Raw genomic sequence first — 14,614 nt, forward strand, 5'->3', positions numbered from 1 at the left:
CCCGCCCAATAACGTGGTGCGGCACATCCCGACCTTGTGAGGTGGCCCGGTGAGTTGGCAGGACGATCTGCGCGCGCTCGACACGGAGTTGGCGCGCGGCGACATCACCGCCGCGGCCTATCGCGAACGGCGGGACCAGATCCTGGGCAGCGCGACGAGTTCGCAGACGCCGGTCCCCACGCTCCAGCCCGGCGGCGCGTACGGCGGCACCCCGCAGCAGGTCTGGCCACCGCTGTCCTGGGATGCCACGGCGACGCAGGCACCGCCGTGGACGAGCGGGGAGTGGCCGGAGTCGTCGTCGGGTTGGGGTCAGGCGGAGCCGGTCGAGCTGGACAACCTGGAGTCGCTGGAGTCCTACGCCGAGTCGGCGAGCGCGAAGCTCAGCCCGGAGGAGCTGGAGACCGAGCTGCTGGCCGAGGTAATCGAGGGGGCGCTGCGGCTCCCGGAGATCACCACCGGCTTGGCCCGCGCGGGCCTGGACGCCGAGATCCTGGTGGAAGCGGTGCACGCCGAGCGCGCCGCGATCCTGAGCCGGGCAGCGGCCGAGCGGGACCGGCTGGTCCGGGCGCGCAGCGCCGCGGCCAACGCGGACAACCCGCGCCCCGGCGCCGTGTCGAACCGGACCGTGTCCATCGGCATGATCGTTTTGGGGTTGATTCTGCTCGTCCCGGTCTGGCTGGCGACCGGGCTCGGGGACGGCGTGCACGCGGTCTGGCAGGTGCTCGCCTGGGTCTTCGCCGGGCTCTCCGGGCTGTTCGGGCTGGTCCTGCTGATCGTCGCGGCCATGGACCTGACCGGGAAGCTGGGGTCCTCGACGGTGCCGCAGCGGCGAGCGGCCGAGCAGGTCGAGGCCGCGCGGGCGGAGTGGCTGAAAACGGTGCTGGACGACGGGGTGCTGCCCGTCATGCGCCGCGTCCTCAACGCGCACCTGGCCCCGATCCGCCGGACCAGCCTAGAGCTGACCCCGGAGTCGGCTCCGGGCCTCGGCGGCGACCGGGCGGCGTCGATGGCCCAGGTCACCGGGTCGGTGCGGCGGTTCCTGGACGCGGCCCGGCGTTCGCGCAGCGGGTCGATCGGGCTGGCTGGCCCACGCGGGGTCGGCAAGACCACGCTGATCGACTTCTTCGCGGGCCGGGTCGGGCCGGACACCGGTCCGCTCAAGATCGTCGTGTCCGCGCCGGTGCAGTACGAGGCGCGGGAGTTCGTGCTGCACCTGTTCGCGAAGGTGTGCCACGCGGTCATCGCCCGCGAAGGCGAGCGCGTCGCGCTGGGCGAGGTCCGGGTGAGCAGGCGCGGCCGGGCGGGCCGGTTCGCGATCCTGACGGTGCTTTCCGCCGCGCTGGCGGTGGCCGCCGCGCTGCCGCTGGTCGGGCCGGGTGGCGTGTTCGGCAGGCCGATGTGGGACAAGATCCGCGCGTACGACCTCTGGCTGATTCCGTCAGCGGTGTTCGTCCTCGCCGCGCTGGTCTCGCTCGGGATGCTGCTGTGGACGCTCGCGCCGAGCGTCGGCCGGGCGGTGGTCGCGGCGCTGCGCTGGCTCGCCGGTCTCGGGCGGACGGTCCGCGACCAGCCGGTGGCGCTGGCCGCGCGGGCGCGGGACCAGCTCGTGCAGATCCGCTACCTGCAAACCCACACCAGCGGCTGGTCGGGCAAGTTCACCGTGGGCACGGCCGAGGGGAACTGGAACAAGACCGCGCAGCTCGCCGAGCACCCGCTGACCTACCCGGAGATCATCGACGCGTTCGAGCGGTTCCTGGCCGCGACCGTCCGCGCGTACCCCGGCGACCCGGCGGTCGTGATCGCCATCGATGAGCTGGACAAGATCGAGTCGGCCGAGGCGGCGCAGCGGTTCATCAACGAGATCAAGGGCATCTTCGCCGCGCCGCGCACCCAGTTCATCGTGTCGGTGTCCAGCGACGCCCTGGCCGCGTTCGAGCGGCGCGGGCTGCCCGTGCGCGACGCGTTCGACAGCGCGTTCCAGGAGATCGTCCCGGTGAACAACCTGGACCTGGCCGACACGAGCCTGCTGCTGCGGAGCTGGGTCCTCGGCCTGCCCGAGCCGTTCGTGCGGCTGGCGCACTGCCTCGCGGGCGGCCTGCCGCGCGACGTGCGCCGGGTGGCCAGGGCGATGGTCGCGGTCGCGGTGGACGCGGCCGAGCCGCCGGTGCTGGACACCGTCTGCGCCCGCCTGGTCGGCGACGACATGGACCGCAAGGCGCACGCCATCCAGATCGCCCTCGGCCAGCTCGACCCCGAGGACGATCCGACCGACTTCCTGCGCGTCATCCGCACCCTGCGCCCGACCGCAGCCAGTGTCCACGGGGTGGTGGCCCAGCTTGGCCAGATCCGGCAGGCCGACCACTCGGCCGCGTTCATCCGCCTCGTCCGGCAGACCGGGACCTACCTCTACCACTGCGCGACGGTCCTGGAGGTGTTCACCCGCGAAACCGACGAATACCTGGAATCGGCCCCGGACGGTGTCACCGCCGCCCAGATCGCGTCCTTCGAGCTGCTGGCCACCGCGAAGCAGTCGCTGGCCGTGCACCCCCGGCTGGCCTGGGTGCAGATCGATGAGTTCCGCGAGGTGTGGGGCCTGGCCCAGTCCCCACCGCTCTAGCATCTAGCAGTCGGCGCCCGCGATGAGGTGGACGAGGGTTTCCACCGCGGGCGCGACGTCGGGGGCCGCGGTGCAGGTGACCACGCGCGGCTCGTCAACGGCCAGCACGATCCCCCAGGTGATCCCGGCCGCCGCGACCAGCGCCGCGACGATGACGGCGAGCAGGCGCCGCGCGCGGCGGCGGTCCGGCGGGGGCTCGTCCCCCGCCGGGCGCAGCCACTCCGGGATGCTCATCCGATCGCGGACAGGGCCAGCTGCCGGGCCTGGCAAACCAGCCTGCCGGTCGAGTCGACCACGGTGGCGTCCGCGTCGAACCACATGCCGTGGACCGCCTTGGACTCGACCTGGATGCGCAGCCAGCCCGGCGCGGGCCGGGAGCGCAGGTGCGCGGTGAGCTGGACCGTGGGCGACCAGCCGAGCCTGCCCAGGTTGAACGTCACCGGCATCGAGATGTCCCCGGCGACCAAGGCGAACAGCGCGTCCGCCGGTTCGCCGCGCGGGCGGGCCCACAGCCGCAGCCGCAGCGGGTCGCCGACGTGGCCGTGCAGGAAGCCCGCGCCGTTGGGGTCGAGCCGGACGTCGCAGGACTCGCTGAGCCGGAACACCGCGGCCGAGGGCATCGCGGCCAAATCGATCGCGTTGCCCGGCGGTTCGGCGGGCTGGTTGGGCAGGTCGGCCCAGGCGGCGCGTTCCCTGGGGAGCCTGCCGGTGGTGACCACGCCCTCGACGCAGCTGTGCCCGCTCTGCTCCAGGTGCACGGACACGACTGTCGTGCGGCGCCCGGACTTGCGCACGTCGGTGCGCAGCAGCACCGGTCCCACGCCGGGCGGGCGCAGGAACTGCGCGCTCACCGACAGCGGGTCGATCAGGGGCGCCCCCGCCCCGTTGTGCGTGGCGACCCCGGCCTTGGCCAGCAACGCCATCAGGAATCCCCCGTGCGGACGCCCCCCGACGGTCCAGGCGGCCGGGAGGTCGGCGGCGAAGGTGCCGTCCCCCAGCGGTCGCACCCTGACGGCCGCGGCGAACGCCCCACCCGCGGGCGCCGGGCCGCCCGCCCGAACGTCGCCGTGCCCAGCAGCACTACTCATGGGCGATAGCCTGCCACGCCAGGCCGGACGATTTTACGCTGCGCCACGGATCAACGACCGTTCACGACCGGGACATCACGGCGCGGAGGAAGAACATCGTGTTCGCGGGACGCTCGGCCATTCTGCGCATCAGATACCCGTACCACTCTCCGCCATACGGCACATAGACCCGGACAGTATTGCCCAACCGCGCCAATCTGAGTTGTTCTTCCGGCCGAATCCCGAAGAGCATCTGATATTCGAAGCCGCCGGGTTCGCGGCCGTTGGCCCGGGCGCGCTCGCCGATGATCCGGATCAGGCGCGGGTCGTGGGTGGCGAACATGGGGTAGCCCGCGCCCGCGAGCAGCGCGTTGACGCAGCGGACGTAGCTCTTGTCGACCTCGGCGGTGTCCGGGTAGGCCACCGTCTCGGGCTCGGCGTAGGCCCCTTTGCACAGCCGCACGCGGGAGCCCTCGGTGGCGAGCCGGGTGGCGTCGTCCAGGGTGCGGCGCAGGTAGGACTGGAGCACGGCGCCCACCCACGGCCAGGTCCGCCGCAGCTCGCCGAGCACGCGCAGGGTCGAGTCGGTGGTGGTGTGGTCCTCCATGTCGAGGGTGACCGTGGTGCCCGCCGCCGCGGCGGCCCGGCAGATGCGGGCGGCGTTGTCGAGCGCCAGGTTCTCGTCAAGCAGCTGACCGACGGCGGAGAGCTTCACGCTTACCTCGGCGCGGTCAGCGAGGTTCTCCGCGCTCAGACAGTTCAAGAGTTCGACGTAGGCGTCGACGGTGTGCGCGGCGTGGGTGGCGTCAGTGGTGTCCTCGCCGAGGTAGTCGAGGGTGACGGCGAGGCCGGAGTCGACCAGTCGCCGGGTCACGGCGACGGCGTCGGCGGTGGTCTCGCCCGCGACGAAGCGGCTGACCACGTCCCGGCTGACCGGAGCGGTGGCCACCAGGGAACGGATCTTGTCGTTCCGGGCCGCGGCCAAGATCATCGAGCGCAACGGGTTCACGCGGCAGACTTTACGGCCCGGACGCCGGTCGCCAGCCAGGCATCCGGTCGTCCTACCTTCCGGGCGCGCTCAGGTGCCAGCGGGCGAACAGCAGCGCCTCGGCCAGTTCCTTGGCCCGCTCGCCCGGACCCTTCGCCCGCCGCGTGTTGATCTCCAGCACCACCTGCCCGGCGAACCCGCGCGCGGCCAGCGACTCGCACAGCCGCGCGCACGGCTGGTCGCCGCGCCCGGGGACCAGGTGCTCGTCCTTGGGCAGGCCGGTGCCATCGGCGAGGTGCACGTGCGCGAGGCCGTCGCCCATCCGCTCGGCCAGCGCCATCGCGTCGACGTGCGCGGCCGCGGTGTGCGACAGGTCGAGGGTGTAGTGCCGGTGCCCGACGTCGGTCGGGTCGATCGAGGGCCGAAACGCCGACATCTCCACCGACCGGGCCCCCAGGCCGCGCCGCACCGGGAACATGTTCTCCACCGCCACGGCCACGCCGCTGCCGTCCTCAAGCTCCGCGACCAGGTCGGCGAAGCCGTCGGCGTAGCGGCGCTGCCAGCGAAACGGCGGGTGCACCACGACGGTGGGCGCCCCGAGGTCCTGGGCGACCTCGACCGAGCGGCGCAGCCGGGTCTCCGGGTCCGGCGACCACACCCGCTGGGTGATGAGCAGGCACGGCGCGTGCACGGCCAGCACCGGCGTGCCGGTCTCCCGCGCGCGGCGGCGCAGGCCGCTCACGTTCTGGCTGAGCGGATCGGCCCAGACCATCACCTCGACGCCGTCGTAGCCGAGTTCGGCCGCCAGCGCGAAGGCGGTGGCCGCGCTCTGCGGCCACACAGACGCGGTGGACAGGCCGACCGGGATCGCGGTCAACGTCCCAGGAGGAGCAGGACGGCCGGGGACACCGTCGCGACCAGGCCGACCAGCACCGCGAGCACCGTGGTCTGCAGGTCTTCCGCGCGGCGGATCTTGCGGACGAGCAGCACCAGCCCGACGATCACGGCCAGCGCGCCGACCAGCGCCGCCGCGGGCAGCACCCGCCACAGCCAGTTGAACAGCAGCCAGACCACCGCGCCGCCGACCACGCCGAGGGCGAGCTGCCCGGCCATGATCAGCCACTCGCGGCCGGGCGAGGTCTCGTCGTCCAGGTCATCGAGACCCCGGTCGCGCTCGTCATCGAGGTCGCGCTCGTCGTCATCGTCCAAGCCGTCTAGGTCGCCCAGGTCGGCGCTGTCGTCATCGGCGTCCCGGTCGCGGCCGCCGCCCGGGAACTCGTCGTGGGCCTGGTAGTCGGTGAACCGGGTGGCGGCCTTCTCATCGAAGCCCTCGTGCTCCTCCAGGAACTCCGGCGGCGCGCCCTGCGGGTCGATCTCGGTTTGGGACGCGTCGCCGGGGAAGTCCGCTGGCCGCCGAGGCGGGAAGCCCGGTTTGGGCAGCGCCTGCGAGGGCTGCGGCTTGGGCAGCGCCTGCGACGGCTGCGGGCCGATCGGCGGCCGGGGAAGCTGCTGGGACGGCTGCGGCCCCATCGGCGGCTTCTGCAGCGGCTGCGGCCCCACGGGCGGCTTGGGCAGCTGTTGCGACGGCTGCGGGCTCACCGGCGGCTTCTGGAGCTGCTGGGACGGCTGCGGGCCCACGGGCGGCTTCTGCAGCGGCTGCGAGGGCTGCGGGCCGACCGGCGGCTTGGGCAGCGCTTGCGACGGCTGCGGCTGCCCTGGCCGCCGGGACGTGCCCGGCGCGCGGCGGGGCAGCAGAGGCGCGCGGCCCGCGGGACCCGGACCGAGACCCGCCGGGGGCTCGGCCGGGTCGGGACCGTCCTCGGGAACCCGGGGCAGCTGCTCGGTGTGCGGGTCCGGCGCGTCGAGCCGGGCGTTGACCGGCGGGCGCTGCGGCCGCGCGGGCTCCCGGACCGGCGGCTCGGCCGCCCGCCGCCGCGACGGCGCGGGCAGCGGCTGCGAATGCGACCCGGGCCGCTCCCCCGGCGCGGGCTGCGCCGGGTGCTGCTGGGTGCGCTCGACCGGGGGCAGCGGCTGCGCGGCCCGCTGCGGGCGCTCGACGGGAGCCGCCGAGCGCTGGCCGCGCTCGGCGTCCGCCTCCCGCGGCGACAGCGGCGGCGGCGCCGGATGCTGCTGGGTCAGCTCAGCGGGCGACGGCGGCGGCAGCGGCTGCTGCGGCTTGGGCTGCGGACCGCGGACCTGCCGGTGCGACGCGCGCTCGTGCGGCTCCTGGTCGTCGCGGATCGGCAGCATCGTGCCGCTGTCGGACAGGACCCGCTCGATGATCGCCTGCGGCGCGGTGTCCGAGGCGTCGTCGGGCCGCCTGCGCCGTCGCCGGGGCGCGCTCTCGCCCGCGTTGCCGCCGTACTTGGCCAGCAACTCCGCCACGGTGCGCTGGGTGCGCTCCGAACCGCCTTCTTGACTCATCCACTCCACCGTGCCCCGTGCAGCCCGATCCGTCCAGTTGCCGCACGCTCCGCGGGCGGCACCGGCGTAGACGTTCGGGTGCGGGCGCCACCGTCGTTGACGTCAATCCGAGGAGACAGTGTGGTCCTCACCGTTCGTCTGGTCCAGCCGCCTAAGGATGACGCCCTCGCGCAGCGCCCACGGACCGATTTCCAACTCCGGCAGTGACAACGCTCGCATAGTGGCCTGCGCCACCAGCGCGCCCGCCACCAGCTGGTGCGCCCGGCTGGGGCTGACACCCTCCAGTTCGGCCAGGTCGGTCGCGGACATCCGGGAGATGAACGCGATCAACTGGCGCAGCCCGTCCTCGGTGAGGACCCGGCGCACCCTCGGTCCGGCCGACGACGGCGCCGCCCCGGTCAGCCTGGCCAGGCTCCGGAACGTCTTGGAGGTGGCCACCACCCGGTCCGGCACGCCGAACTTCGCGATCTTCTTCGCCACCGGGGCCAGCTCGTCGGCCAGCCACTCGACGGTCTTGTCGATCTGGTCGCGGCTCGGCGGGTCGCTGGTGAACCGGGTGCGGGTCAGCCTGCCCGCGCCCAACGGGAGCGACCAGGCGAAATCGGGGTCCTCATCGATACCGGCCGCGATCTCCAGCGAGCCGCCGCCGATGTCGAGGACCAGCAGGTTCCCCGCCGACCAGCCGTACCAGCGGCGGGCCGCGAGGAAGGTGTAGCGGGCCTCGTCCTCACCGGATAAGACCCGCAGGTTGACCCCGGTCTCCTTCGCGACCCGACGCAGCACCGCCGCCGAGTTGCTCGCCTCCCGCACCGCCGAGGTCGCGAAGGCCATCAGGTCTTCGCAGCCCAGCCGCACCGAGGACGCCTTGGCCGCGGCCACGGTGCGCACCAGCTCGTCGGCGCCCGCCTTGGACAGCTGCCCCGAGGCGTTGATCCGCTCGGCCAGCCGCAGCACGGTCTTCTCCGACCGCGCGGGCGTGGGGTGCGCGCCACGACGCGCGTCCACCACAAGCAGGTGGACGGTGTTGGAGCCGACGTCTAGCACACCGAGGCGCACGGCTAGAACCGTACAGGCACTCGATCAGGACTCGAACTTGTAACCCAGGCCGCGCACGGTCACCAGGTGCCGAGGCGAGGCCGGGTCGGGCTCGATCTTCGAGCGCAGCCGCTTGACGTGCACGTCCAGGGTCTTGGTGTCGCCCACGTAGTCCGCCCCCCACACCCGGTCGATCAACTGGCCGCGGGTCAGCACCCGGCCCACGTTGCGCAGCAGGTACTCCAGCAGGTCGAACTCCTTGAGCGGCAGCGGGATGTCGGTGCCGTCCACGGTCACCACGTGCCGTTCCACGTCCATCCGGACCGGGCCAGCGGCCAGGACCTGCGGCAGCAGCTCGCCGTCGCCGCCAGCCTCGCCGCCGCGGCGCAGCACCGCGCGCACCCGGGCGATCAGCTCACGCGCGGAGTAGGGCTTGGTCACGTAGTCGTCGGCGCCGAGTTCGAGGCCGACCACCTTGTCGATCTCGCTGTCACGGGCGGTCACCATGATCACCGGCACGGCCGAGCGCTGACGGAGGGCCTTGCAGACGTCGGTGCCGCTCATGCCGGGCAGCATCAGGTCGAGCAGCACGATGTCGGCGCCGTTGCGGTCGAACTCCTCCAGCGCCTGCTGGCCGGTCGCGGCCACCGCGGCGGTGAAGCCCTCCTTGCGCAGCAGGAAGGCAAGCGGGTCGGCGAAGGACTCCTCGTCCTCGACGATCAGCACTCTCGTCATGCCATTCCTCCGTGATCGGTACCGGCGCCGTCGGCTTTCGACGGAGCACTCACGCGGCCGCCCACCCTGCTGAGCTCCACGCTGTTCTGGGGGTCGGCGACCGCGTTGACGTGCGCGGGGATGCGCAGCGTGAACGTCGAGCCGAGGCCGGGCTTGCTCCACAGCTTCACCTGGCCGCCGTGGTTGGCCGCGACGTGCTTGACGATGGCCAGGCCGAGGCCGGTGCCGCCGGTGGCGCGGGAACGGGCCTTGTCGACGCGGTAGAACCGCTCGAACACCCGCTGCTGCTCCTCCTCGGCGATGCCGATGCCGCGGTCGGTCACCGCGATCTCGACAAACCCGTCCACGAGCTGGCGGCTCACCGACACCGGGCTGCCCGGCGACGAGTAAGCCAGGGCGTTCTCCAGCAGGTTCGACAAGGCCGTGACCAGCAGCGTCCGGTCGCCCTCGACAAACAGGTCGCTGTCCTCGTCGGTGGTCACCTCGATGCCGGTGGACTCCATGACCAACCGGGCCCGGCCCATCGCCTCGCGCACCACAGCGTCGACGCTGACGGTGTTCATCTCCGGCAGCCGCTCGGCCCCCTGGAGGCGGGACAACGCGATCAGCTCGGTGACCAGCGTCCCCAGCCGGTTGCCCTCATGCAGGATCTTGGTGGTGAACCGGCGCACCTCGACCGGGTCGTCCGCCGCGTCGAGAACGGCCTCGGCCAGCAGCGCCATCGCGCCCACCGGGGTCTTGAGCTCATGGCTGACGTTGGCCACGAAATCGCGCCGAGTGGCCTCAAGGCGCACCGCGTCGGACTGGTCGTCCGCGTCGACCACGGTGAAACCCTCACCCAGCGGCCGGACCTCGCCCAACACCGCCTCCGGCGACCGCCCCCCGCGCGACTCCAGCGGCGAAAGATCGATCTCGATGGGCTCGCCGGTCTCCAAAACGACCTCGGCGGCCTTGCGGGCACGGTCGTCAACGCGGTGGTCGCGCACCAGGCCAAGAGTCTCGGCGCGCGGATTGTGGATCACCACATCGCCGAAGCGGTTGAGCACGACCACTCCGGTGTGCGAGGAGTGGACGAGACGTTGGACCAGCTCGGCGACGGTGGGGCCGGGCGGCCTGCGGCCAGTTCCGCTGCTCCGGGACCGTCCGGAGAGGAAACCGACATACAGGCCGATCAGCAGGGTGCCGAGCGACAGCGCGAAACAGACCGGGGCGGCCACAGGAGGGATCGTAAACAGGCCGGTGGTCGTTTTGACCAGCCTCGAAACCGCTTTGGTGACCGTGCCGACACCATTAGGCCGCCTTGTTCTCGCAGTGGCCAGCCCTTGTTCACTCGTTCGTGTCCTACTGCGGGGTAGATCACGCCGAAATGCGGAAGGCCACCTTCGCGAAGGTGGCCTCGATGGATGCGTTTGCTCGGGTGGGGCTGGTTCCGGGGGTTGCTCGATGGGGCGGAGTGGTTTCTTCGGGGCCCCTACGAAGGAAGATCGCCGTGTGAAAGACGGGTGGGAAGCCTTCGGCCTCACACGCGCGGAGCCAGCTTAGCGATCTTCCTTCTCCCCCGAAGAAACCACTCCACCCCATCGAGCACCTGGCGGGCGTGGGTGCGGTTGGCAGGTGGGTGGGTCTGCCGACAGACACCGGCACCCACGCCCGAAGGAGTGCGGGGTGATCGTTTGGACCCTGGTTGGTGTTAGCGGCCCTGGTTGGCGACTGCGCTGATGGCGGCTGCGGCTGCTGCTGGGTCGAGGTATTGGCCGCCCAGGGTGAGGGGCTTGAGGGAGTCGTCCAGGTCGTAGCGGAGGGGGATGCCGGTGGGGATGTTCAGGCCTGCGATGGCCTCGTCGGAGATGCCCTCCAGGTGCTTAACCAGGGCTCGGAGGGAGTTGCCGTGGGCGGCGATGAGGACCGTTTTGCCCGCTTGGAGGTCGGGGACGATCTCGGTCTCCCAGTAGGGGACCAGGCGGACCACCACGTCCTTGAGGCACTCGGTGAGGGGGGCCGCGTCGCCCAGGGGGGCGTAGCGGGGGTCGGTGTCCTGGCTGAACTCGCTGCCCTTTTCGATGGGTGGGGGCGGCGTGTCGTAGGAGCGGCGCCAGAGCATGAACTGCTCTTCGCCGTACTGGGCCAGGGTCTCCTTCTTGTTCTTGCCCTGGAGGGCGCCGTAGTGGCGCTCGTTGAGGCGCCAGTCGCGCTTAACCGGGATCCAGTGGCGGTCCGCCGAGTCGAGGGCGAGGTTGGCGGTGGTGATCGCGCGGCGCTGCAAGGAGGTGTGCACGACGTCCGGGAGGAGACCGGCTTCGCGCATCAGGACGCCGCCGCGGACCGCCTCGGCCACACCCTTGTCGGAGAGGGCGACGTCGACCCAGCCGGTGAACAGGTTCTGTGCGTTCCAGACGCTCTCGCCGTGGCGGAGCAGCACCAAGGTTCCGATGGCCATGGGCGGAAGCCTGCCAGACCGGGGAACAGGGCCGCGAAAACCTGCCCGCCGGGCCCTTGACAACCACTGAACCGGGGTGCGGACAGCCGAACCCCGCCGTTCGGCCGCCAAAGTTCGGCCGGATGGACGCAGATCGGTCAACTACACTAGTGGATGTAACCCATTTGGGGGATGTTCAGGCCAGAAAACCGGTGAGTAATGACACATAGTTGTCGGATCACAGATTTTCGTCACCGGAAAGTTACCTACAGACGGCGACATCCACGAATGGGTCACACTGTGGCCTTGTGCGGCCGTCCCGCTTCTGCCAAGTTGACCTAAGCCTCACCGGATCAGCTCCCACGCACTCCCTGGTCCGGGGGGCGACCCGCGCGGCTCGACTCCCCTGCCGAGCCGCACAACCCGCCGGGTCCCAGGTGCCCCCCGCCTGGTCGACCCACGCGGGCAGCCGCGGGGCGGTTCGATATCGCGACTCCCCCCTCGCGCGAACCGCCCCGCGACTCTCACCCCGCTTCGGGCGCGACCGCCGGGGTCGCGACAGCCGGGGTGCGGCGGCGCCGCTTGATCCGCCACACGACGTACGCGGGCACGCCGAGGGCCACCGCGAAGGGCAGCACCGCGCCGACGATCCGCAGCACCAGGTTCCCCGCGTCCAGGAACGCGCCCCAGCCAGCGGCCAGCGCGTCGAGGAAGTCGTCCTCGTCCTTGGCGACCGGCGCGGCGGGGCTGCCGACCTTCGCGATCCGCAGCGTCACCGTGGACATCGCCACGCTGCCCGCCAGCCCCTCGCGCCGCTTGAGCAGCGAGTCCAGGTCGGCTTCGCGGCGGGTCACCTCGCCTTCCAGCTCCACGATCTCGGAGATCCTGGTCGCGCGGTCCAGCAGCGCCCGGACCCGGTTGAGGCTGGCCCGCTGGGTCTCGATCCGGCTCTCCACGTCGATGAGCTGCTCGGTGACGTCCTCCGCGGTCTGGTTGCGGGACCGCACCTCGCCTACCGAGCCGTCGGTCAGCCGCTGGAGGACGGCGTCGAGCTTGTCCGAGGGCACGTGCAGGGTCAGCGTCGCGCTGTGCTCACCGATCTGCTCCTGGCCCGCGTAGCCGCCCGCGGCGATGGCCTCGCCGCGCGCGGTGTCCGCGGCCTCGCCCACCCGAGGCGCGGCGATCTCCAGCGTGGCCGTGCGCACCAGCTTGCGGTTGACGCCGGGCTGGCCCACCTGCTGGTCCTGGCGCGCGGCCTCGCCGCGGCTCCCGCCCTTACCGGCGGAGTCACCGGCGCCCGCGGGGGCCTGCGGGGCCACCGCCGCCCGCTCAGGTGCCGCGCCCGAGGTGGACGACATCTCCGAGGAGTCCACAGCGCACGCCGCCCCGCCGCCCACCGCGGCCAACACCAACGCCAACCCGGCTAACCGACCTCGCATAGTCCCCTCCAACGCTCGCTCTTGTCTTCCCCTCAGACGGGAAAGCGCGGGCGCCGCGTTGCGGGGCGCGGGTCACGAGTCGGACTCGTCCATGCGCGCGGCGCGCTGGGCGGGCTGGAGCAGGTGCTCGAACGCCTTGAGGTTGGCCAGCGGCTCACCGCGCGAGGTGCGCCAGTCCCACTCGCGGCGGATCGCGGTGGCGAAGCCGATCTCCAGCAGGGTGTTGAAGTCGCCGTCCGCGGCTTCGAGGACCTGCCCGAGCAGCCGGTCCAGCTCGTCGGGGGTCACCGAGCCGTGCCCGACTCGGCCGACGAGATAGATGTCACCCAGCCTGTCGACCGTGTAGTGCACGCCGTAGAGGCGCGCGTTGCGGCGCAGCAGGAAGCGGTAGACGTCCTCGTGCGCCTCGTCCGGCTTGCGGCAGACGAACGCCTCGACAACCAGGGCGTGGTTGCCGACGATCAGCCAGCAGTTGGTCTGCTGCTTCTTCGTGCCGGGCAGCGTGACATGGAAGCGGCCCGCCTGCGGGTGCTCGTACGCCAGCTCCCGCTCATCGAGCGTCGCCTTGATGACCTGATCGAGTGATTCCAGTGAACTCACGACGCCACTTCAGCACGCAGCAGCGAGTAGCGCAGCATGTGGCCCGCCTCGACGTAGCCCGCGATGAGCGCGTCGGTCGTGCGGTCCCAGGAGAAGTTCCTGGCATGGCGCACCGCGCCCGCGGCCAACTCGGCGCGCAAGGGGGCGCTGGTGGCGAGCCTGCCGAGCGTGTCGGCCCAGTCGCCGATGGCGTGGCCGTCGACCAGCAGCCCGGAGACCCGGTCGGCGACGGCCACCGGGAGCCCGCCCACGGCCGCGGCCACCACCGGCGTGCCGCACGCCTGCGCCTCCAGGGCGACCAGGCCGAAGCTCTCGTTGTGGCTGGGCACGGCGACCACGTCGGCCGCCCGGTACACCGTGGCCAGGGCGTCGCCGGACTGCGGCGGCAGGAACCGCACGACGTCGGCGATGCCCAGCGCCACCGCCAGGTCCTGCAGGGCGGCGGGCTGGTCGAGGCCGGAGCCGGACGGGCCGCCCGCGACCAGCACGATCAGCCGGTCGCGCGGCACGGTCCCCCGGGCCAGCAGTTCCGCGGTGGCGCGCAGCAGCACGTCCGGGGCCTTGAGCGGCTGGATGCGGCCCACGAAGGCCAGCACCACCGCGTTCTCGGGCAGCCCCAGCCGGGCGCGGGCGGCCCGCCGGTCGCCGGGGCGAAAGCGGTCGAGGTCGACGCCGGGGGCGATGGCGCGGACCTTGGCCGGGGCGGCGCCGTAGAGGTCGACCAGCTCAGCGGCCTCGACGTCGGTGTTGGCGATGAGCTGGTCGGCCTCGTCCACGACCTGCTGCTCGCCGATGACCCGGATGCGCGGCTCGGGGGTGTCGCCCTCGGCGAGCGCGGCGTTCTTGACCTTGGCCAGGGTGTGCGCGGTGTGCACCAGCGGCACCCCCCAGCGCTCCCGGGCCAGCCAGCCGACCTGGCCGGAGAGCCAGTAGTGCGAGTGGATGAGGTCGTAGTGGCCGGGGTCGTGCCTGGCCTCGGCGCGCAGGACACCGGCGGTGAACGCGCAGAGCTGGCCGGGCAGCTCAGCGCGCTCCAGGCCCTCGAACGGGCCCGCGGTGACGTGCCGGACCAGCACCCCGGGGGCCAGTTCGGCGACCGGGGGCAGGTCGGAGGACGTGGCCCGGGTGAAGACCTCGACGGCGATGCCGCGCCGCGCCATCCGGGTGGTCGTCTCGGTGATGTAGACGTTCATCCCGCCCGCGTCGCCGGTGCCGGGTTGCTCCAGCGGGGACGTGTGGACCGAGAGGACGGCTATCCGACGTGGCCGGCGTAGCTGCGTGGGAGTAACCACG

At 72.4% G+C, this 14,614-nt stretch carries 13 protein-coding genes; 1 reads left to right on the top strand and 12 read right to left on the bottom strand.

Translation table 11 applies throughout. From position 1 onward, the window contains the following. Positions 1 to 49: 49 nt before the first annotated feature. A complete protein-coding gene (locus ACZ6SD_RS11320) occupies positions 50 to 2,617 on the top strand; it encodes a P-loop NTPase fold protein (protein WP_465316802.1) in 2,568 nt (855 codons plus the stop codon). Between the two features lie 3 nt (positions 2,618 to 2,620). Here the strand turns inward: ACZ6SD_RS11320 and ACZ6SD_RS11325 are convergent, their stop codons facing one another. From ACZ6SD_RS11325 to mshA, 12 genes are all read right to left on the bottom strand, one after another. Then, positions 2,621 to 2,851, bottom strand: coding sequence for a hypothetical protein (locus ACZ6SD_RS11325; RefSeq protein WP_465316803.1), 231 nt, complete (start codon positions 2,849 to 2,851; stop codon positions 2,621 to 2,623). Next, positions 2,848 to 3,705 (bottom strand): thioesterase family protein, encoded by an 858-nt coding sequence (locus ACZ6SD_RS11330; protein WP_465316804.1) that lies wholly within the window; start codon positions 3,703 to 3,705, stop codon positions 2,848 to 2,850. Before ACZ6SD_RS11330 ends, ACZ6SD_RS11325 begins: the two co-directional genes overlap by 4 nt. Positions 3,706 to 3,766: 61 nt before the next feature. Next, positions 3,767 to 4,693, bottom strand: coding sequence for a proline dehydrogenase family protein (locus ACZ6SD_RS11335; RefSeq protein WP_465316805.1), 927 nt, complete (start codon positions 4,691 to 4,693; stop codon positions 3,767 to 3,769). Positions 4,694 to 4,745: 52 nt separating this feature from the next. After that, positions 4,746 to 5,549, bottom strand: coding sequence for a sugar phosphate isomerase/epimerase family protein (locus tag ACZ6SD_RS11340; protein WP_465316806.1), 804 nt, complete (start codon positions 5,547 to 5,549; stop codon positions 4,746 to 4,748). Beyond that, on the bottom strand, positions 5,546 to 7,096 hold the full coding sequence (locus ACZ6SD_RS11345) for a hypothetical protein (RefSeq protein ID WP_465316807.1): 1,551 nt from the start codon (positions 7,094 to 7,096) through the stop codon (positions 5,546 to 5,548). Before ACZ6SD_RS11345 ends, ACZ6SD_RS11340 begins: the two co-directional genes overlap by 4 nt. A 102-nt stretch (positions 7,097 to 7,198) precedes the next feature. Further along, positions 7,199 to 8,152: a Ppx/GppA family phosphatase gene (locus ACZ6SD_RS11350; RefSeq protein WP_465316808.1), complete on the bottom strand. Its 954-nt coding sequence runs from the start codon at positions 8,150 to 8,152 to the stop codon at positions 7,199 to 7,201. 24 nt (positions 8,153 to 8,176) lie between these two features. After that, a complete protein-coding gene (locus tag ACZ6SD_RS11355; RefSeq protein WP_285501317.1) occupies positions 8,177 to 8,866 on the bottom strand; it encodes a response regulator transcription factor in 690 nt (229 codons plus the stop codon). After that, complete coding sequence (locus tag ACZ6SD_RS11360) at positions 8,863 to 10,083, bottom strand: sensor histidine kinase (protein ID WP_465316809.1); 1,221 nt, start codon at positions 10,081 to 10,083, stop codon at positions 8,863 to 8,865. The genes ACZ6SD_RS11355 and ACZ6SD_RS11360 overlap by 4 nt, the downstream gene beginning before the upstream one ends. A gap of 473 nt (positions 10,084 to 10,556) precedes the next feature. Next, the gene (locus ACZ6SD_RS11365) at positions 10,557 to 11,303 is read right to left on the bottom strand and encodes a phosphoglyceromutase (RefSeq protein WP_465316810.1); all 747 of its coding nucleotides are present in this window, start codon (positions 11,301 to 11,303) and stop codon (positions 10,557 to 10,559) included. Positions 11,304 to 11,806: 503 nt separating this feature from the next. Then, positions 11,807 to 12,721: a DUF4349 domain-containing protein gene (locus ACZ6SD_RS11370; protein ID WP_465316811.1), complete on the bottom strand. Its 915-nt coding sequence runs from the start codon at positions 12,719 to 12,721 to the stop codon at positions 11,807 to 11,809. A gap of 72 nt (positions 12,722 to 12,793) precedes the next feature. Beyond that, complete coding sequence (locus ACZ6SD_RS11375; RefSeq protein WP_465316812.1) at positions 12,794 to 13,321, bottom strand: type III secretion system chaperone family protein; 528 nt, start codon at positions 13,319 to 13,321, stop codon at positions 12,794 to 12,796. Further along, complete coding sequence (gene mshA / locus ACZ6SD_RS11380) at positions 13,318 to 14,613, bottom strand: D-inositol-3-phosphate glycosyltransferase (protein ID WP_465316813.1); 1,296 nt, start codon at positions 14,611 to 14,613, stop codon at positions 13,318 to 13,320. Before mshA ends, ACZ6SD_RS11375 begins: the two co-directional genes overlap by 4 nt. Position 14,614: the final 1 nt, after the last annotated feature.

This window comes from Actinokineospora sp. NPDC051303, assembly GCF_055586285.1.

What these genes read in the sequence shown, in the direction of transcription:
- ACZ6SD_RS11370 (WP_465316811.1), bottom strand. Translation starts at nt 12,721, where the DNA reads ATGCGAGGTCGGTTAGCCGGGTTGGCGTTGGTGTTGGCCGCGGTGGGC.
- ACZ6SD_RS11355 (WP_285501317.1), bottom strand. Translation starts at nt 8,866, where the DNA reads ATGACGAGAGTGCTGATCGTCGAGGACGAGGAGTCCTTCGCCGACCCG.
- ACZ6SD_RS11365 (WP_465316810.1), bottom strand. Translation starts at nt 11,303, where the DNA reads ATGGCCATCGGAACCTTGGTGCTGCTCCGCCACGGCGAGAGCGTCTGG.
- ACZ6SD_RS11330 (WP_465316804.1), bottom strand. Translation starts at nt 3,705, where the DNA reads ATGAGTAGTGCTGCTGGGCACGGCGACGTTCGGGCGGGCGGCCCGGCG.
- ACZ6SD_RS11325 (WP_465316803.1), bottom strand. Translation starts at nt 2,851, where the DNA reads ATGAGCATCCCGGAGTGGCTGCGCCCGGCGGGGGACGAGCCCCCGCCG.
- ACZ6SD_RS11345 (WP_465316807.1), bottom strand. Translation starts at nt 7,096, where the DNA reads ATGAGTCAAGAAGGCGGTTCGGAGCGCACCCAGCGCACCGTGGCGGAG.